This window comes from Arenibacter sp. P308M17 (assembly GCF_003426735.1).
Lineage (GTDB): Bacteria > Bacteroidota > Bacteroidia > Flavobacteriales > Flavobacteriaceae > Arenibacter.
In genome coordinates, this window is the sequence record NZ_QVON01000002.1 from 720,748 (window position 1) to 744,986 (window position 24,239).

24 protein-coding genes are annotated in these 24,239 nt (G+C 40.1%); 15 read left to right on the forward strand and 9 right to left on the reverse strand.

Going from position 1 to position 24,239, the window contains the following annotated elements:
* Positions 1-17 precede the first annotated feature (17 nt).
* Positions 18-248 (forward strand): hypothetical protein, encoded by a 231-nt coding sequence (locus tag D0S24_RS20915; protein WP_147321434.1) that lies wholly within the window; start codon positions 18-20, stop codon positions 246-248.
* A gap of 142 nt (positions 249-390) precedes the next feature.
* Here D0S24_RS20915 and dnaK read toward each other — a convergent pair whose 3' ends face one another.
* Positions 391-2,301 carry a molecular chaperone DnaK gene (gene dnaK, locus D0S24_RS06990; protein WP_117019123.1) on the reverse strand — a complete coding sequence of 637 codons (1,911 nt, stop codon included), beginning with the start codon at positions 2,299-2,301 and terminating at the stop codon, positions 391-393.
* Positions 2,302-2,909: 608 nt separating this feature from the next.
* Between dnaK and D0S24_RS06995 the strand changes: the two genes are divergently transcribed.
* A complete protein-coding gene (locus tag D0S24_RS06995; RefSeq protein WP_117019124.1) occupies positions 2,910-3,317 on the forward strand; it encodes a cupin domain-containing protein in 408 nt (135 codons plus the stop codon).
* Between the two features lie 85 nt (positions 3,318-3,402).
* Here D0S24_RS06995 and D0S24_RS07000 read toward each other — a convergent pair whose 3' ends face one another.
* The 3 genes from D0S24_RS07000 to D0S24_RS07010 all read right to left on the reverse strand — a co-directional run bounded on the left by D0S24_RS07000 (position 3,403) and on the right by D0S24_RS07010 (position 5,397).
* Positions 3,403-4,074 (reverse strand): class I SAM-dependent methyltransferase, encoded by a 672-nt coding sequence (locus D0S24_RS07000; protein ID WP_117019125.1) that lies wholly within the window; start codon positions 4,072-4,074, stop codon positions 3,403-3,405.
* 64 nt (positions 4,075-4,138) lie between these two features.
* On the reverse strand, positions 4,139-4,681 hold the full coding sequence (locus D0S24_RS07005; protein ID WP_117019126.1) for a DUF7010 family protein: 543 nt from the start codon (positions 4,679-4,681) through the stop codon (positions 4,139-4,141).
* Between the two features lie 20 nt (positions 4,682-4,701).
* Positions 4,702-5,397 carry a DUF4386 domain-containing protein gene (locus tag D0S24_RS07010; RefSeq protein ID WP_117019127.1) on the reverse strand — a complete coding sequence of 232 codons (696 nt, stop codon included), beginning with the start codon at positions 5,395-5,397 and terminating at the stop codon, positions 4,702-4,704.
* Between the two features lie 251 nt (positions 5,398-5,648).
* Between D0S24_RS07010 and D0S24_RS07015 the strand changes: the two genes are divergently transcribed.
* The 4 genes from D0S24_RS07015 to D0S24_RS07030 all read left to right on the forward strand — a co-directional run bounded on the left by D0S24_RS07015 (position 5,649) and on the right by D0S24_RS07030 (position 9,858).
* Entirely contained in the window at positions 5,649-6,404 is a 756-nt protein-coding gene (locus tag D0S24_RS07015) for a DJ-1/PfpI family protein (RefSeq protein WP_117019352.1), read from the forward strand.
* Between the two features lie 65 nt (positions 6,405-6,469).
* Complete coding sequence (locus tag D0S24_RS07020) at positions 6,470-7,582, forward strand: glycoside hydrolase family 105 protein (RefSeq protein ID WP_117019353.1); 1,113 nt, start codon at positions 6,470-6,472, stop codon at positions 7,580-7,582.
* A gap of 110 nt (positions 7,583-7,692) precedes the next feature.
* On the forward strand, positions 7,693-8,808 hold the full coding sequence (locus D0S24_RS07025) for a DUF2914 domain-containing protein (protein ID WP_117019128.1): 1,116 nt from the start codon (positions 7,693-7,695) through the stop codon (positions 8,806-8,808).
* 627 nt (positions 8,809-9,435) lie between these two features.
* A complete protein-coding gene (locus D0S24_RS07030) occupies positions 9,436-9,858 on the forward strand; it encodes a DoxX family protein (protein ID WP_117019129.1) in 423 nt (140 codons plus the stop codon).
* Positions 9,859-9,927: 69 nt separating this feature from the next.
* Here the strand turns inward: D0S24_RS07030 and D0S24_RS07035 are convergent, their stop codons facing one another.
* The gene (locus tag D0S24_RS07035) at positions 9,928-10,407 is read right to left on the reverse strand and encodes a Dps family protein (protein WP_117019354.1); all 480 of its coding nucleotides are present in this window, start codon (positions 10,405-10,407) and stop codon (positions 9,928-9,930) included.
* A gap of 302 nt (positions 10,408-10,709) precedes the next feature.
* Here D0S24_RS07035 and D0S24_RS07040 point away from each other — a divergent pair, with 302 nt between their 5' ends.
* The 4 genes from D0S24_RS07040 to D0S24_RS07055 all read left to right on the forward strand — a co-directional run bounded on the left by D0S24_RS07040 (position 10,710) and on the right by D0S24_RS07055 (position 16,131).
* Positions 10,710-11,954 (forward strand): efflux RND transporter periplasmic adaptor subunit, encoded by a 1,245-nt coding sequence (locus D0S24_RS07040; protein WP_117019130.1) that lies wholly within the window; start codon positions 10,710-10,712, stop codon positions 11,952-11,954.
* 4 nt (positions 11,955-11,958) lie between these two features.
* Positions 11,959-13,329, forward strand: a complete 1,371-nt coding sequence (locus tag D0S24_RS07045; RefSeq protein WP_117019131.1) for an ABC transporter permease — start codon at positions 11,959-11,961, stop codon at positions 13,327-13,329.
* A gap of 67 nt (positions 13,330-13,396) precedes the next feature.
* Positions 13,397-14,857, forward strand: a complete 1,461-nt coding sequence (locus D0S24_RS07050; RefSeq protein ID WP_117019132.1) for a TolC family protein — start codon at positions 13,397-13,399, stop codon at positions 14,855-14,857.
* A gap of 335 nt (positions 14,858-15,192) precedes the next feature.
* A complete protein-coding gene (locus D0S24_RS07055) occupies positions 15,193-16,131 on the forward strand; it encodes a LysR substrate-binding domain-containing protein (protein ID WP_117019133.1) in 939 nt (312 codons plus the stop codon).
* A 68-nt stretch (positions 16,132-16,199) separates the two neighbouring features.
* Here the strand turns inward: D0S24_RS07055 and D0S24_RS07060 are convergent, their stop codons facing one another.
* The gene (locus tag D0S24_RS07060) at positions 16,200-16,397 is read right to left on the reverse strand and encodes a hypothetical protein (RefSeq protein WP_031443636.1); all 198 of its coding nucleotides are present in this window, start codon (positions 16,395-16,397) and stop codon (positions 16,200-16,202) included.
* 102 nt (positions 16,398-16,499) lie between these two features.
* On the opposite strand from D0S24_RS07060, the gene D0S24_RS07065 reads away from it, so the two are divergent.
* Positions 16,500-17,813, forward strand: coding sequence for a D-alanyl-D-alanine carboxypeptidase/D-alanyl-D-alanine-endopeptidase (locus tag D0S24_RS07065; RefSeq protein WP_251795738.1), 1,314 nt, complete (start codon positions 16,500-16,502; stop codon positions 17,811-17,813).
* An 85-nt stretch (positions 17,814-17,898) separates the two neighbouring features.
* On the opposite strand, the gene nudK is transcribed toward D0S24_RS07065, so the two are convergent.
* The 3 genes from nudK to D0S24_RS07080 all read right to left on the reverse strand — a co-directional run bounded on the left by nudK (position 17,899) and on the right by D0S24_RS07080 (position 20,080).
* The gene (gene nudK / locus D0S24_RS07070; RefSeq protein ID WP_117019135.1) at positions 17,899-18,513 is read right to left on the reverse strand and encodes a GDP-mannose pyrophosphatase NudK; all 615 of its coding nucleotides are present in this window, start codon (positions 18,511-18,513) and stop codon (positions 17,899-17,901) included.
* A 49-nt stretch (positions 18,514-18,562) separates the two neighbouring features.
* Positions 18,563-19,360: a TIGR00266 family protein gene (locus D0S24_RS07075; RefSeq protein ID WP_117019136.1), complete on the reverse strand. Its 798-nt coding sequence runs from the start codon at positions 19,358-19,360 to the stop codon at positions 18,563-18,565.
* 264 nt (positions 19,361-19,624) lie between these two features.
* The gene (locus D0S24_RS07080) at positions 19,625-20,080 is read right to left on the reverse strand and encodes a DUF4442 domain-containing protein (protein ID WP_117019355.1); all 456 of its coding nucleotides are present in this window, start codon (positions 20,078-20,080) and stop codon (positions 19,625-19,627) included.
* A 265-nt stretch (positions 20,081-20,345) separates the two neighbouring features.
* Between D0S24_RS07080 and D0S24_RS07090 the strand changes: the two genes are divergently transcribed.
* The 4 genes from D0S24_RS07090 (at position 20,346) to D0S24_RS07105 (ending at position 24,066) form a co-directional block, all read left to right on the forward strand.
* A complete protein-coding gene (locus D0S24_RS07090) occupies positions 20,346-20,828 on the forward strand; it encodes a DUF4870 domain-containing protein (protein WP_117019138.1) in 483 nt (160 codons plus the stop codon).
* 293 nt (positions 20,829-21,121) lie between these two features.
* Complete coding sequence (locus tag D0S24_RS07095) at positions 21,122-21,457, forward strand: PadR family transcriptional regulator (protein WP_117019356.1); 336 nt, start codon at positions 21,122-21,124, stop codon at positions 21,455-21,457.
* 3 nt (positions 21,458-21,460) lie between these two features.
* Positions 21,461-23,212 carry a PspC domain-containing protein gene (locus D0S24_RS07100; protein WP_117019139.1) on the forward strand — a complete coding sequence of 584 codons (1,752 nt, stop codon included), beginning with the start codon at positions 21,461-21,463 and terminating at the stop codon, positions 23,210-23,212.
* Between the two features lie 128 nt (positions 23,213-23,340).
* Positions 23,341-24,066 carry a head GIN domain-containing protein gene (locus D0S24_RS07105; RefSeq protein WP_117019140.1) on the forward strand — a complete coding sequence of 242 codons (726 nt, stop codon included), beginning with the start codon at positions 23,341-23,343 and terminating at the stop codon, positions 24,064-24,066.
* Positions 24,067-24,239 lie beyond the last annotated feature (173 nt).

Genomic DNA, 24,239 nt, shown 5'->3' on the forward strand with positions numbered 1-24,239 from the left:
GTTGGCAGTAATCAGTATTGAGCGATGAGATTAATTGGTCTACAGTGGGCAGTGACAGTCGGCAGAGGTTGTGGTTCAAGGTTCAAAATACACAATTGTCCGGTCAAGGGGAGTCGAGACCTCAGGTAGCAGTGAACAGTAAACAAACGGTTGGCAGTAATCAGTATGGAGTATTGAGATTGGATAGTTTTCAGTGGGCAGTAGCAGTAGCCAGTGAAAGTTCAATGTTCAAAGCTATAAAAAGTTGAAATTTTGAAAGTTGAAGGTTTAGGGTCTAAGTATCTCAATTCTAACATCTCTAGTATCTAGAATCTAGTTATCGGGAGGGGCCCAAAACACAAAACCCCCACCAATTGCTTGATGGGGGTTTGTTTATAGTAAGGGAAGTACTTATTTCACTTCCTCGAAATCTACGTCCTCAACATTATCGGCTTCTTTGGCCTCTCCGTTGGAAGATGCAGTATCAGCACCTCCTGCAGGAGCACCTTGTTGTGCTTCGGCCTGTGCCTTGTACATTTCCTCGGAAGCTACTTTCCAAGCCTCGTTGATCTTATCCAAAGCTGGAGTTATCAAGGCCAAATCTTTGGCTTCATGGGCCTTTTTAAGATCTGCCAAGGCATCTTCGATCGGTTTCTTCTTATCCGCGGACAATTTATCGCCAAACTCGGTCAATTGCTTCTCGGTCTGGAAGATCATTCCATCCGCTTCGTTCAATTTATCGGCAGTTTCCTTGGCTACCTTATCCGCTTCTGCATTGGCTTCCGCTTCTGCCTTCATCTTCTTGATCTCTTCCTCCGTTAATCCTGAAGAAGCTTCAATTCTAATATCCTGCGTTTTATTAGTTGCCTTATCGGTAGCCGATACTTTTATAATACCATTGGCATCGATATCAAAGGTAACTTCGATCTGTGGTGTTCCTCTTTGTGCCGGTGGAATACCATCCAAATGGAAACGACCTATGGTCTTGTTATCTTTTGCCATTGGGCGCTCTCCCTGCAATACATGGATCTCTACGGATGGCTGATTGTCAGCCGCAGTGGAGAAGACCTGCGATTTCTTGGTAGGGATAGTGGTGTTGGCCTCGATCAATTTGGTCATTACGCTACCCATAGTTTCAATACCTAAAGAAAGCGGTGTAACGTCCAATAAAAGAACATCTTTTACATCCCCGGTCAATACTCCACCCTGAATAGCGGCACCTACGGCCACCACCTCATCCGGGTTTACTCCTTTGGAAGGCTTCTTGCCAAAGAATTTCTCAACCGCATCCTGTACGGCAGGAATCCTGGTAGAACCACCCACCAAAATAATCTCATCAATATCGCTCTTGCTTAACCCGGCCGCTTTTAAGGCGGTGGCACAAGGCTCAATGGTACGTTTAACCAAATCATCTATCAATTGCTCAAACTTGGCTTTGGTCAAGGAACGCACCAAATGCTTGGGTCCAGAGGCCGTTGCGGTAACGTATGGCAGGTTTATCTCGGTCTGTGCAGAAGATGACAACTCAATTTTTGCCTTTTCCGCAGCTTCTCTCAACCGTTGCAATGCCATGGCATCCTTACGTAGGTCTATCCCTTCTTCCTTGTTGAACTCATCGGCCAACCAATCAATTATTTTTTGATCCACATCATCACCACCCAAGTGGGTATCCCCATCTGTGGCCAATACTTCAAAAACACCGTCGCCCAGTTCCAGGATGGAAACATCGTGTGTTCCTCCACCAAAATCGAAAACCACTATTTTCTGGTCCGTATCCTTTTTGTCCATTCCATAGGCCAAAGAGGCGGCAGTGGGCTCGTTTATAATTCTTTCCACGGTAAGTCCGGCAATTTCACCGGCCTCCTTGGTGGCCTGTCTTTGAGCATCGTTAAAGTAGGCGGGCACGGTAATTACCGCTCTTGTAACTGTCTGTCCCAAATAATCTTCGGCCGTTTTCTTCATTTTCTGAAGGATCATTGCCGAAAGTTCCTGAGGGGAATACAAACGCCCATCTATATCTACCCTTGGGGTATCATTATCTCCTTTTACCACTTTATAGGGTACCCTTTCGGCTTCCTTGCTGGATTCGGAGAATTTATTTCCCATAAAACGTTTTATGGAATAAATGGTTTTGTTCGGATTCGTAACGGCCTGTCTTTTGGCAGGATCCCCAACCTTTATCTCGCCACCCTCTACAAAAGCAATGACAGATGGAGTAGTTCTCTTACCTTCTGCGTTTGGGATTACAACAGCCTCGTTACCCTCCATAACCGAAACGCAAGAGTTCGTTGTTCCTAAATCTATTCCAATAATTTTACTCATGTTTATATATTTACTGTGTTGAAAATTCTTTTTAGCACTCGAGTCTATTAAGTCAATGATTGTGCCATGACAAAAAATATGACAAGCTGTCAGAACCAAAACCGTAATAAACCTAAAAATACGGCTTATAGTGCTTTTTGGGCATTCCCCCTTGCCTGAAATATGTCAAAAAGTTGAAAGTTATAAAGTTCAAGGTTCAATTTATCTAATGGACCCATTATCAAATTGATTAATTATCAAATTGACCCATTGATACATTGGTACCCCTGTCCTTCCTTAAGTCCTCCCCCTAACCCCCTCCCAAGGAGGGGGAACAATTCCTAGTTAAAACACTAATTGGCACCTATTATATTCACTCTCAACTGTTGGCGAGAGCGTCAAGCCTGTATATGTCCGACCAAGGTAGGCTTATGTCCACACTATTCCATTTTCAAATTGATTAATTAGTACACTTACCCGTTGGCGCGAACGTCACGCTCGTGCCCTCATCCTCCCCGTAAACCCTGTGTCTGCCGACTAAGGCAGGCTAATGTCAACACTTTTTCATTATCAAATTAAATTATTTGGTACATTGATACATTATTAAATTATCAAATCAACCCATCAATATGGAACATAAGAACAATCATAAAGACCCATTAATATTGGCAGAAGGACAAGGAAGAACCTACAATTGTGGGACAATGACGGCAATTTTTAAGGCAGACGAAAACGAAACCAACGAAAAATACAGTATTTCGGAATGGTGGTTGGAACCGAACTCCGATGGACCCGGTGCACATAACCATGAAGACAATGATGAGGTTTTTTATGTTATTGAAGGAACAACTTCCATACTTATTGGAGATAAATGGATAAACGCGGAAAAAGGCACATTTATCAGGATTCCCGCCAAAACCATTCACGATTTTAAAAATGAAACCAACAAAAAAACAGGAATATTGAACTTTTTTGTTCCAGGTGGTTTTGAACGGAATATGCCTTCCATTGTCCAATGGTTTAACAACAATAAATAATGTAATGGTAAATTATTGTAGTTGGAAAAGATTATTGCGGTATGGATAAAGCTGTTCACCTACCATGGACAAACAAATTGCTATCCTAAAAAAAATTATAAAGTGTAGTTACCAGGATCCCTTTACCATTAGGTGCAATCTGGGACAATAATTGTTTTTCTTCCTTGATCTTCAGATTAAATGGCGGGGCCAATAGATATAGACCACTTTGTTTTTTTAACCTAATTCCCTGCCCGGAAATAATATCCTTATTGGGTACAAAATCCCCTTCAGGTACATGTTCCGTTAAAACAACATATTTAAAATGGTATAATTTACTTACTACGCCCTGTACTTCAGCGTTGGACAAATGTTGTAACACCTGTCTTAAAATAGCACAATCTCCCATTGGCAAATCATCCAGGGAGATATCCAAACAATGGAATTCCAAATTCCCTTTCTTAAATTTTTCCCTATTATGGGCTATTAGGTCCGTTGCTATGTCTATGGCCATGTACTTTCTGGTATGCGCCACCAATTGCTTTCCTACATTAAAATCCCCACAACCCAAATCACATACGCTAATGGGATCCTTAAACGAGCTCAGGAACGAAGTGAGTACAGCAATATATGGATTTACAATATCGGGGTGGTGCGACCCTTCACCGGAATAAAAATCCGATGTGCCTCCGCCCCAAAGTTTCATGGCATAAACCTGTTCCATAGCTGCTTTTGTGGGCCAAGGCTTCTTTGTTGGTCTTATACTATTTCTATCCATTCCCCCTTAACCCTTTATTATTTCAAACTTTCACTTTACAGTCCGTTGGAAAATTTATATTGCCCTAGGAATACTGCTTTTTTCTATTATTTAGAATAATAAGCGTTACAATATAGATAATTACAATGGCCAAAGGGATGGCCACAAACCTTAAGTGCGGAAAAACGTACCACAATACTACAATGCTTACCGTTCTTACTATAGTGTGTGCCATACCTATCCAATGTTCAATGATCCATGAAAAAGGCAACCACATGGTTCCTGTCAAAATACCTACGGACAATGGCAAGGAAGTATAATCCATCAAAAAAAATGGAATGGCGATGGCATAGCCCATAACAGCTTGGGCAACGGAGAAAAAGAATAAACTATCGAAAGTATTCTTGGTCTTGCTCTTTTCCAAAAAATGCTCTCCCGTAAATTTTGAAATGAACAATGCCAGATATACGATACTTCCTGTAGCTATAAAAAGCACCCAAACTGTGACCTGATCCGAGAAGAGAATACCCGATAAAGCTACCAACAACCAGGCTATTAAGCCTGATATAGGAGTCGCCAAAAAAGGACCTTTTGAAAATTCCCGTCGTTGTTGCTCCAATGACTTCATACCGCAAAATTAAAAATATTTTACCCGGAAATATGCATTCCCGTATTATTCGCCACTTTTCCGAACCCTTTGGTCAACAACCAAATAGTAAATGAGAGTTCCCCTATTGCCCCGGTCAATACTACCCCCACTTCAAAATAGGATTGATAAGCATAGTAATTTTCATAGGTGAGCTTTGCCATACCATCCAAAAGATAACCCATAGCAGCCAATAGCAATAGCAGGCCAATAATTTTTGGAATATAGGCCGACTTCAGGCCAAGAAATCCAAGTACAATCAAATGCAGACCAAAAATCAATAATCCCGTGGTCCATACCAAATCAAAATCCGATACAAGCTGCATTATTTCCCGTTCCAGGCCCTTGGTGTTTTCAGCATTATCGGTAAGTTGGTATGACTTCCATAATTTGGACAAAGCTATACAAAAGAAAAAGGCATGTAACAGTCGGAAAAAAGAGGCTAAATAAGATAATTTCCTACTTACGGATTTTGTCAAATAAAAAAGCGACCAGACCAATACAACATCAAAAAACAACATCACCAAAAATCCGATCAGGCCATAGCCAAATTGAGAGTGACTATTTATAATATTGGCAACGGTAACCGCAGGACTATGGATATCCACCAAACTTTCAAGTATGGAAAAATTGGCATAAAAACCTGAAATGAAAATCATTAAATAAGCGATTCCAGAAATTTTTGCGATTCGTTTCATGTGCTCCAGTTTTAAGTTCTGTGCAAAACTATTTCTTTTAAATTAAATATATGGACTCTATAAATAGCCCTAATTACAGCCTAAGAGGATTCCGTGGCCCATTAAGAGTCCGGTGCCAAAAGGTTTTGCAGCTATAAATTCCGGTCGAAATGATGTTAAATAAAAATCGATAAATTATCTTTATACCTAAGGGGTTAGGAAACGAATGTTTCGTTATAATGTACAAACTTAGCCCAAACAAATTATACATCATGAATAAAAATGGAATTGTTACCATACTACTTTTGGCCACAATGGCAAGCAGTTGTAAGACCGATAAAGAAAAAGCCAAAACCGGGGTACAAAGTGTTGAACCTATCGAAACAAAATCCGATACCCTAACCAAACACCTGAAAATCTTTGATCCGAAATTACCGACCATTGGACTTTTAATGTATAATGGGGTTTTGCAAAGTGAAGTTATAGCATCTTCGGATGTTTTTGCAAAACCCGATAAGGACGGAATACCCCTTTTCAATGTCATTACCATTGCCGAATCCGAAAATCCGATTATTACGGAAGAAGGAATGAAATTTGTACCGGATTATACCTTTCAAAATTGCCCCGAACTGGAGGCGCTATTCGTTCCAAGTGCCTATGACATGTATGCCCAGGTCCACAATCCTGAAATTGTGAACTTCATAAGGAAAAAAAATAAGGAGGTAAAATATATGGTGAGTAATTGCGCCGGGGCGCAATTGATAGGAAAATCGGGTATTGCGGATGGCCACAAAATTGTTACCTGGATAGGTGGTGGCGAGCAACTTCAAAAAGATTATCCCAACCTTAAGGTACAGGACGACAATTTGGTCTCTTTTGTGGCCGATGGAAAGTTCTATTCATCCAATGGAAATCTTGCCAGTTATATATCCGCTTTACTTTTATTGGAAGAAATGACCAGTACGGATCATAGGAAATTCGTGGAATCCTATTTATATCTGGACCGACTTCAAAATTGGAAAAAATAAATACTTTATATTAGCAGTATAACACACTAATGAATAACTATATTAAATTAACCAATCACCAATCCATGAAAAAAACAGCCATTTTTTTATCGTTTTTAGTATATGCGTTTACTGGCCTTGCCCAAGCCCAGGATATAAAGCCGGCCGAAGTCATCCATCTTATGGAGAAGGTGGCCAACTGGCAAATAGACCATTACCAAGGCTTATATAGTGGCCATGATAAGCCTCACCACCCCTTGGACTGGACCAATGGCGCGTTGTACGTAGGGATGGTCAAATGGGCCGCCATGGCCGATAGTGATAAATATTATGAGTGGCTTAAAGATATTGGACATAATCATAAATGGCAATTGCACTATAGAAAATACCATGCCGATGATCATACCGTTGGCCAATTGTATATTGACTTATATAGAAAGTATCAGGAAAAGGAAATGATAGAACCCACCAAGGAACAGTTTAATTTTATCATGTACCACCCTTCACAAAGCTCCCTTCATTGGAAAACCCCCTATCACCAAGACCGCTGGAACTGGTGCGATGCCTTGTTCATGTCACCCCCTGTATGGGCTAAGTTGTACAATATTACAGGTGAAAAAAAATATCTCGATTTTATGATGGCGGAATTCAAGGCCACCACAAATTTCCTGTTCGATAAAAAGGAAAACCTATACTATAGGGACGAAAGTTACATGGGAAAATTGGATAACGGTACAAAAATATTTTGGGCAAGGGGCAACGGTTGGGTGTTTGCCGGACTCGTAAATATCATGAACGAATTAGACCCGCAAAGCAAGGAATACAAATATTTCCTGAATATTTACAAAAAAATGGCGGCCAAACTTTTAGACATCCAAACGCCCGAAGGTCACTGGGCCATGAGTTTGTTGGGGCAGAAATTTTACCCTACTCCGGAAACCAGTGGAACCGCATTTAATGTATACGGTCTGGCCTGGGGCATAAACCAAGGAATTTTGGATAGGGCCGCTTATACCCCTGCGGTCAAAAAGGGGTGGAACACCCTAGTAGGTCATGTTACCAATGAAGGGATGTTGGGCTACGTACAGCCTATTGGGGCGGCACCCGGGAAGGCATGGGCAGACAAGACCGAAGTATATGGCACTGGGGCCTTTCTAAGTGCCGGTTCGGAAGTTTATAAGTTGTACGGTGGAAAATAAATACTCCTTGAGTATACCAAGAAATTATGTTTCGGCAATGTATAAGAACCTGCCGATACAGATCATGGCAATGGCCTCTATGGCTATATTTTTATGCACTTAACCATGAGATGAAAAGAAGCTTGGAATCTTTTAGGAACAGCTCGTTACGGAGATTTATAAGAAAACATGAAAAATATGCCCCCATCCTATTTTTCATCGGCGGATTTATATTTGACACCCTTACCTTAGGGCGCATAGACAGGTTATATGACCTAAGCGTACTCTGTCTTCACATGATCTCTTTGACCATTACCTTGTACCTCTATAACCTTGCTGATGATGGTAAATGGAAAAACACCCTACTTGATAGGGTTAAGGAATATTATCCTTTGGCCATCCAATTTTTCTTTGGCGGACTTTCCAGTGCCTATGTTATTTATTATTCCCGGAGCGTCTCCATGTCCAAAACCGTTTTCTTTCTTATCATACTCGTTGTATTGCTATTTGCGAATGAAATTTTAAAAAAAAGAATATCCAATAAGTACCTACAGTTCAGTGTATATTTCTTTATCAATTTCACCTTCTTCACCTTTATGGTCCCTGTATTGACCAAGGAAATGAATCCTACTATTTTTGTATTCTCCGGACTTTTAAGTTTGTTCTGTACCTTGGTCCTAATCGCTATTATTTATGGATATAGCCCAAGTACAAGAGCTGAAATACAAATAGGCAAACTCATTGGAATTGTGTTTTCCATTTACCTGACGATCAACCTATTCTACTTTTTCAGGCTTATCCCACCGGTACCCTTGGCCCTGAGCCACGGAATTGTTGCACATGAAGTAAAGGTAGAAAACAACAACTACATAGTGACCTATGAAACGGATGAATGGTATGTATTTTGGAGAGATCACAGATTGAAATTTATACAGAAACCCAACGAAGATGTCTATGTTTTTTCGTCCATATTTGCGCCGACCAGTTTAAAAAAATCGGTATTTCATCGTTGGAAATGGTATAATGAAGCCAACCGGGAATGGGAAATTATCGAGGACATAGGTTATGATATTACCGGCGGAAGGGATGGGGGCTATAGAGGATACACCTACAAGAACAATTTAAAGGAGGGCTTGTGGCAAGTAGAGGTGCTTACCAGGGAAGAACTGGTTTTGGGCATAATAGATTTTGAGGTGATTGCCAGTGATTCCTTGCAACCAAAGGGAATAAGGCAAAAAATATTCTAAGCGTGGCCAGTGTTTTAAAACTAAGGCCCCTCCCCCGCTATCGGGACGCGGCCACTTCGGTACGCGAAACCACCATGTTATACTTCCAATATTCCCAATACTGCTTGGTGTCTCAGTCACATTAGGGCAACAGTCCCGTTAGGATAGGGTCCGTTCTGGGCATAAGGCTCCCTTTTTCCTCTTGTCCGTTGCAGAGGAGAGCTGGGATGGTTCAAAATCCAAGTCATGCACTCGGATATGAAGGCAAAAAGTATGAACTGTTATTGTAAAGCAAAATCTGTAGGGATGCCCGAAGCCCTACTAAGGTATAAATAGAAAGCTTTAAACCTTTTTATATTTCACTAAAAATGAGTATCTTAGAACAGCTGATAGCCCTAGTTAAGAATAATAATTCTATTAAATCCCTTGCTATTGGACATTTTCGGCTCCCTGTAGGGGTAGGAGATCAACGAAATGGCCGAAAATTCGATTATTCTCGGGCCAGCCCGCCTGAACGAAGTAGTCGGGCAAGCGTGTAATCGATTTTTCTAGGGAGATCGAGATTATAAACTCCATTACCTATTATCAAATATGCTAATATCAATGCGGACTTAAACTATAGACCAAGTAATTTTAAATAAAACAATTATGGCAACAATTAAATCTTTAAACAAATGGGCCAATGCACATACTTATTATCCCTTGGATTTAATAAGGGTTGCCTTGGGAGTTTTTCTGTTTATGAAAGGGGTGGATTTTATGTCCAACCATCAACAAATGGCGGAAATTATCAAACCCTTCCAAAACATGCCGGGAGGTATGCTGATTATGCACTATGTAGCACCCGCACATTTTGTAGGGGGCTTTCTATTGGTAATAGGCTTATTGACCCGATGGGCCGTTGTGGCACAATTACCAATTTTAATTGGTGCCGTACTGGTAAATTTTTTAGGGGAAATGAACACCCGAAACCTCATCTTGGCTACCATTATTTTATTGGTATGTGTGTTCTTTATGTTTTATGGTTCGGGCAAACATTCCGCGGACTATTATTTAAAAATGCAGAAATAAGGTAGTCACACCCGTACATGAACTAACTCTGCGCAGAGCGTACAACGTATCGGATGAGGACCCTTTAACTTATATTTCCTCTGCCAACCATGCTTTCATCATCCAGACCGTTTTTTCTTGCTGGGTAATAAACTCGCTCATCATAGCATTGGTGCCCTCATCAGCGGCCTTGTCCGAAGCCTCCAGAATATTCCTTTCAATAATCAATAGTTGGGACAGGGAATCTACAATAAGTCTGATGGCATCCTCATCCTTGGTTATATTTTTCCCAACAGGCACCTTGGAATTCTCGATATAATCCTCAAAGGTGTGTAGCGGAACTCCTCCCAAAGTTAAGATCCGTTCCGCTATTTCATCCACTTTCAAGTTGGCATCGGTATACAGCTCCTCAAATTTCACATGAAGGTCAAAAAACCTTTTCCCCTTTATATTCCAGTGGATTCCCCTGAGGTTCTGATAGTATCGTTGAAAATCGGCCAATAATTGATTTAAATCCTTACTTAAGGATTTTGATTTGGAAATATCCAAACCTATACTATTTAACTCCATAATATCTCTTTTAAATGTTACCTCTAAATTACTAAAAACCATTGATGATAAAGCATTGATTAATTGATAGATGTTATGATGGCATAGTAAGATACGATAGGACCACAGTAAGGTTGAGCAATGGTATGATTATTGATAATAATATTAAATATTTAACATAAAATTTCAATAAAAAACGTAATAACCAATGCCGTTGTTTAATTTTTACTAATTAATTAAGAAAACAATAACAAAATTTATAGTTGATTATTTAGGTACTAGCTTAAATTTGATTTCCCCCCCTTAACTAAAACCACCTAATAATGAATAAAAAAAAACTGCTCCTATTCGGTATCCCCATTGTTCTTATCCTTGTAGGTTATACCTTGTTCGGGAACACTGAAGATGAGGATATAGCCATTACAACCAAAGTGGTAAAGGGCGATTTTGTAAATGAGGTCATTATTTCAGGAGAGGCCCAATCTACCAGCTTGAAAAAAATTAATGGCCCGGATGACATTCGAAAATTCAAACTTCGGGATGTAAAGATTCAAGATCTTATTCCTGAAGGCTCATTGGTTAAAGAGGGCGATTATGTAGGCCGCTTGGATCCTTCCGAGGTGAACGAACAGATTTTGGACGCACAATTGAACTTGGAAACTGCCCAGTCCAAATACACACAGGAACAATTGGACACAACCCTGACCTTGAAACAGGAAAGGACCGCAATAAAAGATTTGTTATTTGATATACAAGAAAATAAACTGGAGCTTAAACAGTCTATTTACGAGCCTCCTGCCACAATTAAAAAATTGGAAATAAATATTGAACGCCTAGAACGGGACTTAAAGGAAAAAACCGAGGATTATAAAATTAAGGAACAGAAAGCCATGGCCAAAATGGTGGAGGTGGGAACAGAAGTCTCCAAAATTAGTAAAATGCTGGAGGAACTCAGAAATCTTCAAAAATCCTTCACCATCCATTCCGATGCCAACGGAATGGTAACTTATGCCAAAAATTGGGATGGCTCCAAAAGAAAGGTCGGATCGTCCATAAGTATGTGGGACCCTGCAATTGCTACCCTGCCCGACCTAACCAAAATGGAATCCAAGACCTACGCCAATGAAGTTGATATTAGAAAGATCAAGAAGGATCTTCCGGTCATTATTGGTTTCGATGCCTTTCCCGATGTAACCGTAAAAGGAACTATCACCAGCGTGGCCAATGTTGGGGAAGAAAAGAGAGGATCCGATATCAAACTTTTTCAGGTACTGGTAAACTTTGACGAAAATAATGAAAATGTCAGACCGGGAATGACCACTTCCAATAGAATACTCATTCACAAAGAGGAAGAGGTCCTTATGGTACCCTTGGAAGCAGTATTCACCAAAGATTCCATAAGTTTTGTGTATGCCAAGTCCGGCCTGTCCATCGATAAAAAGGAAATTGAGATGGGAGAATCCAACTTGGATGTAGTAATTGTTAAGAAAGGTTTAAATGAGAAGGAAGTTGTATATCTGAGCAAACCTGAAGGACTGGATGAAAAAGGTATTCTGTCTTTAAATTAAATGCATGATAGACAAGATACTTCTAGAACAGGTCGTCTCTAATTTCAGGGAAGCCATACGCGTGGTAACGATCAACAAGGTCAGGACTTTTCTAACCGCTTTGGGAATCATTTTTGGTGTTGCGGCCGTCATTACAATGCTCGCCATTGGTAACGGGGCCGAAAAGGAAATTTTGGCCCAACTGGAACTGGTTGGTGTCAACAACATTGTAGTAACGCCAATACCTGACGAAGAAGATGAAAATACCAGTGAAGAAGAAGAGGGTGCACAGGAAACTACCCGATTTTCAAAAGGCTTGGATCTCTTGGATGTAGCGAGTATTGTAAATAATATTCCCACAATAAAAGCCGTTAGTCCAGAAATAATTCTGGAAACTTATGTTATCAATAAGGGAAGGCAAAATTCGGTGAAATTAATAGGGGTCACCAATTCCTTTTTTGAAACCTCCAATATTCACATAGGAAAAGGCAGCCACTTCTCGGAACAACATGCTTTAAATGGGGCTTCGGTCTGTATTATAGGAGAGAAAGTGGAAAAAAAATTGTTTCCGGGGGAGAGTGCCATTGGCAAGCAAATAAAGGTAAAGGATGTTTGGCTTCAGGTAATCGGAATAATCGAAGAAAAACTTATTTCGGAAAAAGCACAGGAAGACTTGGGCATCAGGGATTTGAATCAGGATATTTATGTTCCCGTAAAGACCTTTTTGGTTAGATATAAGGATAGAAAGATTATATCCGATGAACCCCTCGATTTTAGTGGTGGGGGCATGATCATAATCAGTGGTGCCGATAATGGCCCCAAAAAGCGGATACCTAGGGGCAATTACCATCAATTGGATAAATTAACCGTCCAAGTAAATAATTCCAATGAACTTAAATCGACCGCAGAGGTCTTGAGCAAACTTCTAAAAAGAAAACATAACGAGGTGTTGGATTTTGAGATTACAATCCCCATACAGCTTCTAAAACAGCAACAGAAGACGAAACAGATATTCAATATTGTACTTAGCATTATTGCCGGCATATCCCTACTCATAGGGGGTATCGGTATCATGAATATTATGTTGGCCTCGGTACTGGAACGCACAAAGGAAATAGGCATCATGAGGGCCATTGGTGCCACAAAACAAGATGTAATTCTACAATTTTTGTCAGAGTCCGTCCTCATAAGTCTTGGCGGAGGTATAATAGGAATTATATTGGGTATTGTAGCGGCGTATGGATTGGAACTGGCAACCGGCATAGAAACCATCCTTTCTTTGAACTCCATTATTTTATCCTTTTTTGTAGCCACGTTCATAGGGCTGGCTTTTGGAGTGCTGCCTGCGAAATCAGCGGCCAATAAAAATCCAATTGAAGCTATAAGACGTGAATAGAAATATTTTCCAGTTAATATCAATAACAATTACCCTCCCTCTATTTTATCAATCAAAATAGTACAAAATGAAAAAATACATTGTGTTGTTATTCCTATGTTCAAACCTTGTTGTCCTGGGACAGTCCAAAAAGCTAACACTAACCGAAGCCATAGAAATGGCAAAAAAAAACTCCCCTGAATACCAGGCGGTCCTTAACCAATCCCAGGCCAGCTATTGGAGATACAGAACCTATATGGCAGAATTTCTGCCCCAATTTAGATTAATAGCTACGGTACCGGATTACTCCAATTCCATCCAAAGGATTACCAATGACGAAGGTCAGGATATTTTTGTAAGTCAAAATCAGTCGAGAATCGATGGCCGACTTGCCATTACCCAGCAGGTACCTTTTACTGGAGGGGATTTTTCCCTAATTTCCCAAATACAACGCGTGGATCGCTACGGTGATATAGAATCCACTAATTATTCGCTAACGCCATTTTCCTTAAATTACTATCAGAATTCCCTCTTCTTCAACCCATATAAATGGGACAGGCAAATAGAACCTTTAAGGTACGAGGAATCCAAACGTGAATTCATAGAGCGCATGGAAGATATTTCCTTAAGCAGCTGTCAACGTTATTTTAGCCTTTTAACGGCTCAAATGAGATTAAAAAATTCCCAGAATAATTTGGCAACCCAAGATACCCTGCTACAGATTGCCAAAGGCAGGTTTGAAATTGGAAAAATAGCCGAGAATGAATTGCTACAAATGGAACTTGGGCATCTAAATTCAAAAAATGAAGTCACTACCAATACCATCTCCCTTAAACGGACTTCACAAAATATGGCTCGCTATCTGGAGTTGGAAACGGAGGATTTGGAATTATTTATTCCTGAGAATTTGGTAGATTTTGAGGTAAGTGTGGAGACCGCCCTGGATGAAGCTACCCATAACAGAAAATCCGTTATAGAATTTAGAAGGAGACGTTTGGAAGCCGAAAGAAACCTTGCAGAAATAAAAGGTACCAATAGATTGGAGATCAATGTCAATGCCAATTTTGGATTAAACAAACGTGCTGATGACTATGACGCCCTCTTCCAAGACTACGATAGACAACAAAATGTTTCCGTATCGCTCGGTATTCCCATTTTCGATTGGGGGGTATCCAAATCCAGAAGAAAAATGGGAGAGGCCGATTTAGGTTTGGTAGAAACAAATATTAAGCAGGAGCAACAGGCCTTCGAACAGGAAATTTACTTACATATATTAAATTGGTCCAGCAAAAGGGATTTTCTTGCCACATCGGAAAAAGCGAAAGCGATCGCCATAAAACGATATCAAATTACCAAAGAACGGTATATTCTAGGAAAAATCACCATAACGGATCTCAATCTGGCACAACAGGAAAAAGACAAAGCAGAACTTGAATATCTCAATTCTTTGCAAAATTTCTGGACAGATTACTATACCTTGAGAAAGTTAACCCTATACGACTTTATTAATGACAAAAAGATAGAAGCGGAGAACATCATAAACGATTGAAGGCCTATGTTGTAAAGAAACAATTTCAACAACCGATTTCCGCAATTAAGGGCGATAAAAAAATTATAAGTAAAGCCACATCAACCCTTGTTTATAGTTTTCATGTGTTTATATTTATTGCCTGCCTGTTCGGCAGACGGGTTTTTCAATGATCACAGTAGCCCGACAAAGTCTGTTTCATCTGTTTATATTTTTTTATTTTTTAATGATCATACTTCTACTACGATCTATACTGAAATGCATTATCTTATGGATCATTTTCGTCCTGATAATTAACTGGAGATCGCAGATTATTAATGGGCATTTCATAATTTTATCATTTTAAATAATACTATATGACCATTACACAATTACAATATGTACTAGCCGTTGCCGAGTACCAGAATTTTACCTTGGCGGCCGAAAAAAGCTTTGTTACCCAACCTACACTGAGTATGCAGGTACAAAAATTGGAGGATGAGCTGGACATATTAATTTTCGATAGGAGCAAAAAACCGATTACCATTACAGAAGTGGGTGCCAAAATTGTTGCCCAGGCCAAAAATATTGTCAATGAGGCCAATAGAATAAAGGATATAGTAGATCAGGAAAAAGGTTTTATAGGTGGTGAGTTCACTTTGGGAATAATCCCGACCATTATGCCTACTTTATTACCTATGTTCCTGAGAACCTTTATTAAAAAATACCCCAAGGTAAACTTGATCATTAAGGAACAGAACACGGACAGTTTGATCCGTAACCTACACGATGGCCATATTGATGCCGCTATTGCCGCTACGCCATTGGAAATCGAATTTATTAAGGAACGCCCCTTATATTACGAACCTTTTGTGGGCTATGTACCTCCCAATCACAGACTAGGGAAAATTTCGGAATTGGTACCCGAAGATTTGGAAATATCGGATGTACTACTTTTAAGGGACGGGCATTGTTTTAGGGATGGAGTGATAAATTTGTGCAATGCCTCTAAAAATTATCAGGAAGAGCACTTTCAATTACAGAGCGGAAGTTTTGAAACATTGATCAACCTTTCCAATGAAGGGTTGGGCATGACCCTCCTACCTTTCCTCAACACCATTGAACTGGACGATAAAAAAAAACAGAACCTTAAATTCTTTAAAAGTCCCTCTCCTGCTAGGGAAGTAAGTCTTATTTACCATAAAAGCGAGCTGAAAATACAAATCACAGAAGCATTATATGATGTTATTGCAAGTGTAGTAAGAGGTGCCATTGCCTTTCAGGATGTAAAAATTATAAGCCCATTGAACAAATAATTATTCCATATAAAAACAGACAACCAAACTGAGTTCAAAAAAAAACCACCTTGTTAGGTGGTTCATATCTATGCTTTCAAATAAAGCAGGCTTTGTTGCAATTCCGGTTTGTCATTGATAAATTGTTTTAACCAGAGTTTTAATTCCTCTATTTCAAATGGTAATAGTCTAGTCACTGCTTTTTCCAGTTCTTTACAAAATAACTTCGTATCAAAACTAACCTTTTGCAGTACGGTCTTGGTGTACTCTAACATAGCTCTTGCCATATTTCAAAATAATTTTAGGTTGCTTGGACTAAGATAACCAATAAAAGGTATATATTATTGCTGTCTTATCGTTAAATAATAGATAAAAAGTTGTTAAAGTCGATGAACGCACATTTTCAATGGTTTACCTCAGCTAAAATGAGGGTACTTGGTCATTTAATTATAATAAGTGCCTCTGTAAGTTTACTTGGATGTAAATCTTTTAATTACAACAGATTAAACAAAAATATTGATCGTTATATTCACTCTCGGGCGGCAAATGATTACTTTCAGGGGCTATTGATCTACGACCCTATAAAAAATGATACCTTGTACAGCTACAATAGCCAAAAGTATTTTACTCCGGCAAGCAATACCAAGATATTTACGCTGTATTCTTCCCTTAAGACCCTGCCGGATAAGATTCCGGCCCTAAAATACATTGTTAAAAACGACACCCTCTATATGGAGGGTACAGGCGATCCAACCTTGTTACATCCCTATTTCGGTGATAGTTCCGCTGTAAAATTGGCCCAAAACCATAAGAATATATCCCTATATCTAAATAATTTTAAGGATAGTAGATATGGTCCGGGTTGGGCGTGGGAGGATTACGACCTCTATTTCAGTCCGGAAAGAAATAGTATTCCCTTATACGGCAATGTGGTAACCATAACCAATAATGGGAGTTTGCTGGTTAATCCGGAACATTTCAAAGATCAGGTAGTGCCCATTGGCTATGGTGTAAATCGGGAATTTTACAGCAATACCTTTTATTTTGACCCCCAAAGAAGTGATACCTTGGAAAGTCCCTTTATAATAGATAGCACACTTACAAAAAGTCTATTGGAAAAAGTACTGCACAAGAAAGTCAATATTGTGCAAAAGATGCCAAATGGGCAAAAGCAGGTTTTGTACAGTGTTTCTTCGGATTCCCTGTATAAGCGAATGATGGAAGTAAGTGATAATTTTCTTGCGGAGCAATTATTAATTGTGAGCTCCTCTACGCTTTCGGATACCCTGAATGGTGCCAGGGCCAGAGCACATATTTTGGACCATTATTTAACAGAACTTGAACAACCTCCGCGATGGGTGGATGGTTCCGGGCTATCCCGCTACAATTTGTTTACTCCGGGATCAATGGTATATGTATTGAATAAAATGTATCATGAAGTACCACGGGAACGCTTGTTCAACTTTTTTCCTATCGGCGGCCTTACCGGTACCTTAAAAGGGAGATTTATTGGTGGGGGCAGCCCATACATTTATGCCAAAACCGGATCACTTGGCAATAATTATTGCCTTAGCGGATACCTATTGACGAGGTCCGGAAAAACGTTGATATTTAGTTTTATGAACAACCATTTTACCAAAAGTAACAGTGAGGTAATACAGTATATGGAACCTATTTTTACTAAGATCCGGGACAACTATTGATCCATGACCTTAACCAAATCTAAGTGGTCCGGAAATTTTAACAATAGCACCTTCAGTTATGGGGAAATTTGGGCATGGGGTGGTATTACCCGTTGGAGAATAACCCGTTAATTTTGGCATATTGTAATAGCATTATTGTCTTGGCATCTTTAATTTCACCGGTACCGATCATTTCCATAGCTTTTTCAAAGCCCAGTTCCAGGACTTCAATATTTTCTGTCTCCTCCTCGGCACCTCCACCCTCGCCTATCTTCATTTTTTCCTCATAGGATCCAATAAAAAAATAAAGGATCTCGGTTACGGAACCTGGCGACATATAGGATTCGAAGACCTTCTCTACCTTGTCCAATTTATATCCGGTCTCTTCCTCAGTTTCTTTTTTTATACAATCTTCAGGATGGTCACCATCCAACAACCCGGCGCATACTTCTATCATCATTCCGGAATCATTGCCATTGATATAGGTAGGCATCCGAAACTGTCGGGTAAGTATGACCGTTTTGTTCTTTTTGTTGTACAATAAAATCGCGGCACCATTACCGCGATCATAGGCTTCGCGGGATTGGGTCTCCCAATTACCGTCATCCCGCCGGTAATCAAAACTTATCTTTTCAAGGGTGTACCAGTTGTCGGACAATATCTCCCTATGTATGTTTCTTACTTTCTTGTTTTTCACTTGTAAAAGGTTCTTGTTTGCCATCAAAACATTTGGGAGCGGTTAAGGAAAAATGAGGAAGGCTTTGGATAGACTAAAATCGGTTATCCCCATCCAGAAGGTTGCCCAAGCCACCTAAAATACTTCCTTCACCCTTGTCCTTTCCACCTCTGGGAATGGATGCCAGTACCCTTCCCGCCAATCGGCTAAAGGGCAACGATTGAATATATACCGTACCGGGGCCTCTTAAGGTAGCGTAAAAAAGCCCCTCTCCCCCAAAAATAGTATTCTTGATTCCTCCTATGAACTCTATGTCATAATCCACGTCCTTGGTAAAACCAATAATACAGCCTGTATCTACTTTTAAGGTTTCGCCCGGACCGAGTACTTTTTTTGCGGTAGTTCCTCCTGCGTGAACAAATGCCATTCCGTCGCCCTCCAATTTTTGCATGATAAATCCTTCCCCTCCAAATAGCCCACGACCCAATCTCTTTGAAAATTCTATGCCCACGGAAACTCCTTTTGCGGCACACAAAAAGGCGTCCTTCTGACAAATGAACTTGCCTTGAAATTCGCTGAGGTCTATCGGAATAATTTTACCGGGATATGGAGAGGCAAAGCTCACCTGTCTTTTAGCATGACCTATGTTCAAAAATGCCGTCATAAATAGGCTTTCTCCAGTAAGCAAGCGTTTTCCGGCCGAGAAAAGTTTTCCCAGCACCCCGGTATCCTGATTGGAACCATCACCAAAAATGGTATCCATTTTAATGTCCGAATCCATCATCATAAAACTGCCCGCTTCGGCCACAACCGCCTCTTGTGGATCCAGTTCTATCTCCACATATTGCATTTCCTCCCCGTAAATTACATAGTCTATTTCGTGTGCGTTCATAATATAACTTTAATATTTTGATTTTTTTCTTTTAGTTAGTACCAAGAAGGAACGTTTTGTTACAATCATCAATTGGTTTATCCAAACATGGACTCCAGCCTAAATTGTTACATTGTTACATTAATTCATTGGTACATTGGTAAATTAACCCATTGCTTCATTACTAAATTAATGCATTGGTACATTGATTCATTGGTTCATTGGTACATTGGTACATTGGCACATTGGTACATTAATAAATTGGCACATTTCCAAATTTTCAAATTAACTTTTAATCTTAACGGTCCATTCAAAATTAAAGGTGGAGACTACTATTCCCTCTTCGTTAACGCCTACAGATTTCATCCAGATGGTCTGCCCTTCCCCGGTTTCAATGGTTTTCTGAATAGCATCGGATATAAGGTGGCCCTCCTCGCAGGTAAAGGTGATAGTACCGGTGGCTTTTTTTGAAAAATTGGCATTGTTATTGGCCACCAACATCGAAATTTTCCTTCCGCTCTTTCTAATCTGGGTCATGACCATAGCACCTGTAGACAACTCGGCTGCCATTCCCTGAACTGCCCAAAACAGGGATTTAAATGGATTTTGATTGATCCATCTGTGCCTAACGGTGACTATGGCCTTTTTTTCATCAATATGCCTTAACCGCACTCCTGTCCACCATACGGCCGGGAGCTTGAAAAAGCTGAACATGTTTATTTTACTTGCATCCGAGGCCATAGTTTTCATCTAATTTTCATCAAAAATAAATAAAATGTACCCATTTTCAATTGTTAATATTTTGTTAATAATTAGTACTTTGTTTTGCATAGTACCTTCTTTTAGATATATATTTGCATAGAAAGTTATTAGGCTTAATAAGATCGATTGATAAAAATGGTCCCTTTCGCTCCCAAATGTTGATATGGCCACGACCGGATACCGATTGGATCCAGCTCTAATTATAATATAAATAACCCTTATTGGAAACACTAATTGTACTGTAATGACCGAAACCTTGAGCAAACACGAAAAAAATTTAGCGGCAATAATACATGCCTCTACCTTTTCCAAGTATTTCATACCCTTTGGGAATTTCCTGCTTCCCCTAATCCTTTGGACCGCGAATAAAAAAGACCAGGGCTTCGTGGACCAAAATGGTAAACAGGCCCTGAATTTCCAAATCAGTCTCCTGTTATATTCCATCATCATAGGTATTATTACCATTCCTTTTTTTATTGGCATTATACCTGAAATATTTCATTTGGGAGATTTTAACTTTGCCAATTTTAACGAATTCAACGGGTTTAATTTCGATTTCGATTTTCATCCTTTCCAGCTTGGCAAATGGCTTTGGCCCATAGGGATTGCAGGATTTGCACAATTGGGGCTGTTCTTGATAAATATAGTGTACACCATCCTGGCCACCATACGCACCAATGAAGGCCTGGATTTTAAATATCCGATAAGCATCCCATTTATTAAGTAAACTACCTCGGGGCAAGCCTGTCTGCCGACAAAGGCAGGCCCACGAGGCATTGAAAGGAAATTCAAGTTTGATTTCTACTCCTGCCCGAACAGAACGGGCGGGCCCATCCGAACGGCACGGGCGGGCCCGTCCGAACGGCACGGGCGGGCAGGTTTAAATCTCGATTATCGAGTAAAATTAGTACTCATCACACTAATTCCAGAGTTTATTCATCAATCAAATAGATCAAAATTAAAATGCTGCAATGCGATCATCAAAAAAACGAACAGTTAAATTATTATAATCATGTAATTATGAATATTGAAAACACAAAGGCACAAATGCGCAAGGGAGTCTTGGAGTATTGCATACTTTCCATTCTAAATGGGGAGGACAAGTATACCTCCGAAATCCTGGATACCTTAAAGGATGCTAAAATGCTTGTGGTAGAGGGTACTATTTATCCGTTGCTCACAAGACTAAAAAATGCAGGATTGTTAAACTACCGCTGGGAAGAATCCTCTTCAGGCCCTCCAAGAAAGTATTATACATTGACAGAGACCGGAAAAATATTTCTGAAGGAATTGGATACCACCTGGGATGAACTAAGAAATGCCACTAACCTTGTTACCAAAACAAAAAATAGCTAAAAAATGAACAAGACAATAAATATAAACCTGGCCAATTTATTCTTTCACATAGATGAAGTAGCCTATGCTAAATTACAACGCTATCTCGAGGCAATAAAACGTTCCTTTGCCAATACCAATGGTAGCGAAGAAATCATTGCGGATATAGAGGCCAGAATTGCCGAACTGTTCCATGAAAAAATGGAAAACGAAAGACAGGTAATTACCGAGAAAGAGGTAGACCAGGTTATTGGGATCATGGGACAACCGGAGGATTACATGGTAGATGAGGATATATTTGAGGACCAGCCCATAAGCACCAAAAAAACATCCAGGGTAAGGAAATTATACAGGGATATAGACAACAAATATATAGGTGGAGTCTCGGCGGGACTTGGCCATTACTTTGGTATAGATGCCCTGTGGGTACGTCTATTATGGGTATTGCTTACCATATTTAGTTGGGGAGGCTTCATCTTTATATACGCCCTATTGTGGATTTTAATTCCCGAAGCCACTACCACGGCGCAGAAGTTGGATATGCGAGGGGAAGCCGTAAACATAAGCAATATTGAAAAAAAAGTAAAGGAAGGCTTTGAGGATGTGGCCGAAAAAGTAAAGAGTGTGGACTATGAAAAAATGGGAAACAAGGTAAAGGATAGTAGCAAGAGCTTTTTTAATGCCATAGCGGATCTTATTATGTTTTTCTTTAAGATCATAGGCAAGTTCATTGGGATCATCCTGATCATTATTGGGGCAGCTGGAATTGTGGCCTTAATAGTAGGGCTGTTTACGGTAGGCATACTGGACATAATACACCTGCCGGGCATTGATTTTTATAATCTGGTCAACTCCACCAATACTCCGGTATGGGTAGTTTCGATACTCGCCTTTTTTGCAATGGGAATCCCCTTTTTCTTCCTAATGTACCTAGGCCTAAAGATCTTGGTGAACAATTTAAAATCGATCGGCAATATTGCAAAATTTACCCTTCTGGGCCTGTGGTTGATCTCTATAATATTGTTGACAGTTTTTGGTATACACCAGGCCGCCGCGCACGCCTATTCTGGCAATGTGGCCATCGAAAAGGAACTGCATTTCGCCCAACCTTCGGAACCTATCAAAATAAACTTAAGGTCGACTGATAGGGACAAGCAGGAAAACAATATGCACATTAATGGAATTGTTTTGGATTACACCGAAAATGGGGAAGAAATTCTCATTTCACGGGATTTCCGTCTATACCTAAAAATGTCGCACGATTCTATAGCGCGTATCGAAGTAAGGAAAAACGCCGATGGGAATTCCTTTAAAAATGCTACAGAAACCGCTGGCAAGATCAACTACAATTATGTAGTTCAAGGCAACACCATTCTACTGGACGATTTTTTATCAACTGCCAAGGAAAATAAATTTAGGGACCAAGATGTAAGGGTATATATATACCTACCAGTGGGAACCAAAGTAGAATTTGGGAAATCACCGGAAAGCTGCTGGATAATCAGGGCCAATAATGACCGGAATGTGGACGGGTGCGAGCTAACCAAATACTCCTGGATGATGAACAACAATGGGGAGTTGATATGTAATGATTGTCCTGAAACGGAAGAAATCGAAGAGGATCAAAATAACAAGATCATTATTGACGAAAATGGAGTAGATATCGATATAAAAGGTGATGGTGACAATTTTAAACTTAAAATAGATGAAAAGGGCGTGCAGATAAAAGCGAATGAAGCCACAAAGGCAGAATTAAAAAAAGATACTGTTGGGTAGGTTATTCTAACAGTTCGGCAATTTAAAATGTGACCAAAGAAAACCAAACAATAATTTTAACAACATTAATCAATCCTTGAAATAAGCTTGCCCCCAAAAGTTCATTGCAAGACTAAAAAACAACGATCATGACAACACTAGCAAGAATTACCATCATTTTAATTTTAACAATCCTATTTTCTTCCTGCGGCTTTGATATCAATATCGGAAATGGCAAAAAGGGAAATGGAATTATTGAAGAGGACAATAGAGCTGTTGCCTCCAACTTTACGGCCATATCAGCTTCCGAGGGCTTGAACGTATATGTTGCCCAAGGCGATGATTTCGAAATTGTGGTAGAGGCAGACGAAAATATTTTGGCCCTGATCGGAACGGAAATCAAAAATGGGACCCTACGGATTCATGCCATTGAAAATATTGGTAGGGCCACCAAAAATGTCCATGTTACCCTACCTGTCATAACGGCATTGGAAACTTCCAGCGGTGCTGCCCTATCTACCATAAATGCCATAGCGGTCCAAAACATTGAATTGAACTCCAGCAGTGGTTCCAATCTACAAATTGGGGAGCTTAAGGCAAACAAGGTAATAGCGGAATCCAGTAGTGGGGCCCATATCAAAGTGGGCGGAGAAACAGAAACATTCAGCAGTAATGCCAGTAGCGGCTCAGGAATAAAAGCGGAAAATTTAAGCGCCTCCAAATGCAACGCCAGTGCTAGTAGCGGGGCCGGAATAACAGTAAACGCATCCGAAACTTTAATTGCAAAAGCGACTAGTGGGGGAGAGATCCGTTATACCGGAAATGCTAAAGTGGAACATGAAAAATCGAGCTCTGGAAGTGTCAGTGCCCTATAAATAGTAAACTACCTCGGGGCAAGCCTGTCTGCCGACAAAGGCAGGCCCGCGAGGCATTGAAAGGAAATTCAAGTTTGATTTCGACGCCTGTCCGAACGGCACGGGCGGGCAAGCGTCGAAGCACCTGCCTGCGGCAGGCAGGTTTAAATCTCGATTATCGAGTAAACCTTGTA

Bases quoted from the DNA above. Each gene is read 5' to 3' on its own strand.
- dnaK (WP_117019123.1), bottom strand. From the start codon at position 2,301: ATGAGTAAAATTATTGGAATAGATTTAGGAACAACGAACTCTTGCGTT.
- D0S24_RS06995 (WP_117019124.1), top strand. From the start codon at position 2,910: ATGGAACATAAGAACAATCATAAAGACCCATTAATATTGGCAGAAGGA.
- D0S24_RS07000 (WP_117019125.1), bottom strand. From the start codon at position 4,074: ATGGATAGAAATAGTATAAGACCAACAAAGAAGCCTTGGCCCACAAAA.
- D0S24_RS07005 (WP_117019126.1), bottom strand. From the start codon at position 4,681: ATGAAGTCATTGGAGCAACAACGACGGGAATTTTCAAAAGGTCCTTTT.
- D0S24_RS07010 (WP_117019127.1), bottom strand. From the start codon at position 5,397: ATGAAACGAATCGCAAAAATTTCTGGAATCGCTTATTTAATGATTTTC.
- D0S24_RS07015 (WP_117019352.1), top strand. From the start codon at position 5,649: ATGAATAAAAATGGAATTGTTACCATACTACTTTTGGCCACAATGGCA.
- D0S24_RS07020 (WP_117019353.1), top strand. From the start codon at position 6,470: ATGAAAAAAACAGCCATTTTTTTATCGTTTTTAGTATATGCGTTTACT.
- D0S24_RS07025 (WP_117019128.1), top strand. From the start codon at position 7,693: ATGAAAAGAAGCTTGGAATCTTTTAGGAACAGCTCGTTACGGAGATTT.
- D0S24_RS07030 (WP_117019129.1), top strand. From the start codon at position 9,436: ATGGCAACAATTAAATCTTTAAACAAATGGGCCAATGCACATACTTAT.
- D0S24_RS07035 (WP_117019354.1), bottom strand. From the start codon at position 10,407: ATGGAGTTAAATAGTATAGGTTTGGATATTTCCAAATCAAAATCCTTA.
- D0S24_RS07040 (WP_117019130.1), top strand. From the start codon at position 10,710: ATGAATAAAAAAAAACTGCTCCTATTCGGTATCCCCATTGTTCTTATC.
- D0S24_RS07045 (WP_117019131.1), top strand. From the start codon at position 11,959: ATGATAGACAAGATACTTCTAGAACAGGTCGTCTCTAATTTCAGGGAA.
- D0S24_RS07050 (WP_117019132.1), top strand. From the start codon at position 13,397: ATGAAAAAATACATTGTGTTGTTATTCCTATGTTCAAACCTTGTTGTC.
- D0S24_RS07055 (WP_117019133.1), top strand. From the start codon at position 15,193: ATGACCATTACACAATTACAATATGTACTAGCCGTTGCCGAGTACCAG.
- D0S24_RS07060 (WP_031443636.1), bottom strand. From the start codon at position 16,397: ATGGCAAGAGCTATGTTAGAGTACACCAAGACCGTACTGCAAAAGGTT.
- D0S24_RS07065 (WP_251795738.1), top strand. From the start codon at position 16,500: ATGAACGCACATTTTCAATGGTTTACCTCAGCTAAAATGAGGGTACTT.
- nudK (WP_117019135.1), bottom strand. From the start codon at position 18,513: ATGGCAAACAAGAACCTTTTACAAGTGAAAAACAAGAAAGTAAGAAAC.
- D0S24_RS07075 (WP_117019136.1), bottom strand. From the start codon at position 19,360: ATGAACGCACACGAAATAGACTATGTAATTTACGGGGAGGAAATGCAA.
- D0S24_RS07080 (WP_117019355.1), bottom strand. From the start codon at position 20,080: ATGGCCTCGGATGCAAGTAAAATAAACATGTTCAGCTTTTTCAAGCTC.
- D0S24_RS07090 (WP_117019138.1), top strand. From the start codon at position 20,346: ATGACCGAAACCTTGAGCAAACACGAAAAAAATTTAGCGGCAATAATA.
- D0S24_RS07095 (WP_117019356.1), top strand. From the start codon at position 21,122: ATGAATATTGAAAACACAAAGGCACAAATGCGCAAGGGAGTCTTGGAG.
- D0S24_RS07100 (WP_117019139.1), top strand. From the start codon at position 21,461: ATGAACAAGACAATAAATATAAACCTGGCCAATTTATTCTTTCACATA.
- D0S24_RS07105 (WP_117019140.1), top strand. From the start codon at position 23,341: ATGACAACACTAGCAAGAATTACCATCATTTTAATTTTAACAATCCTA.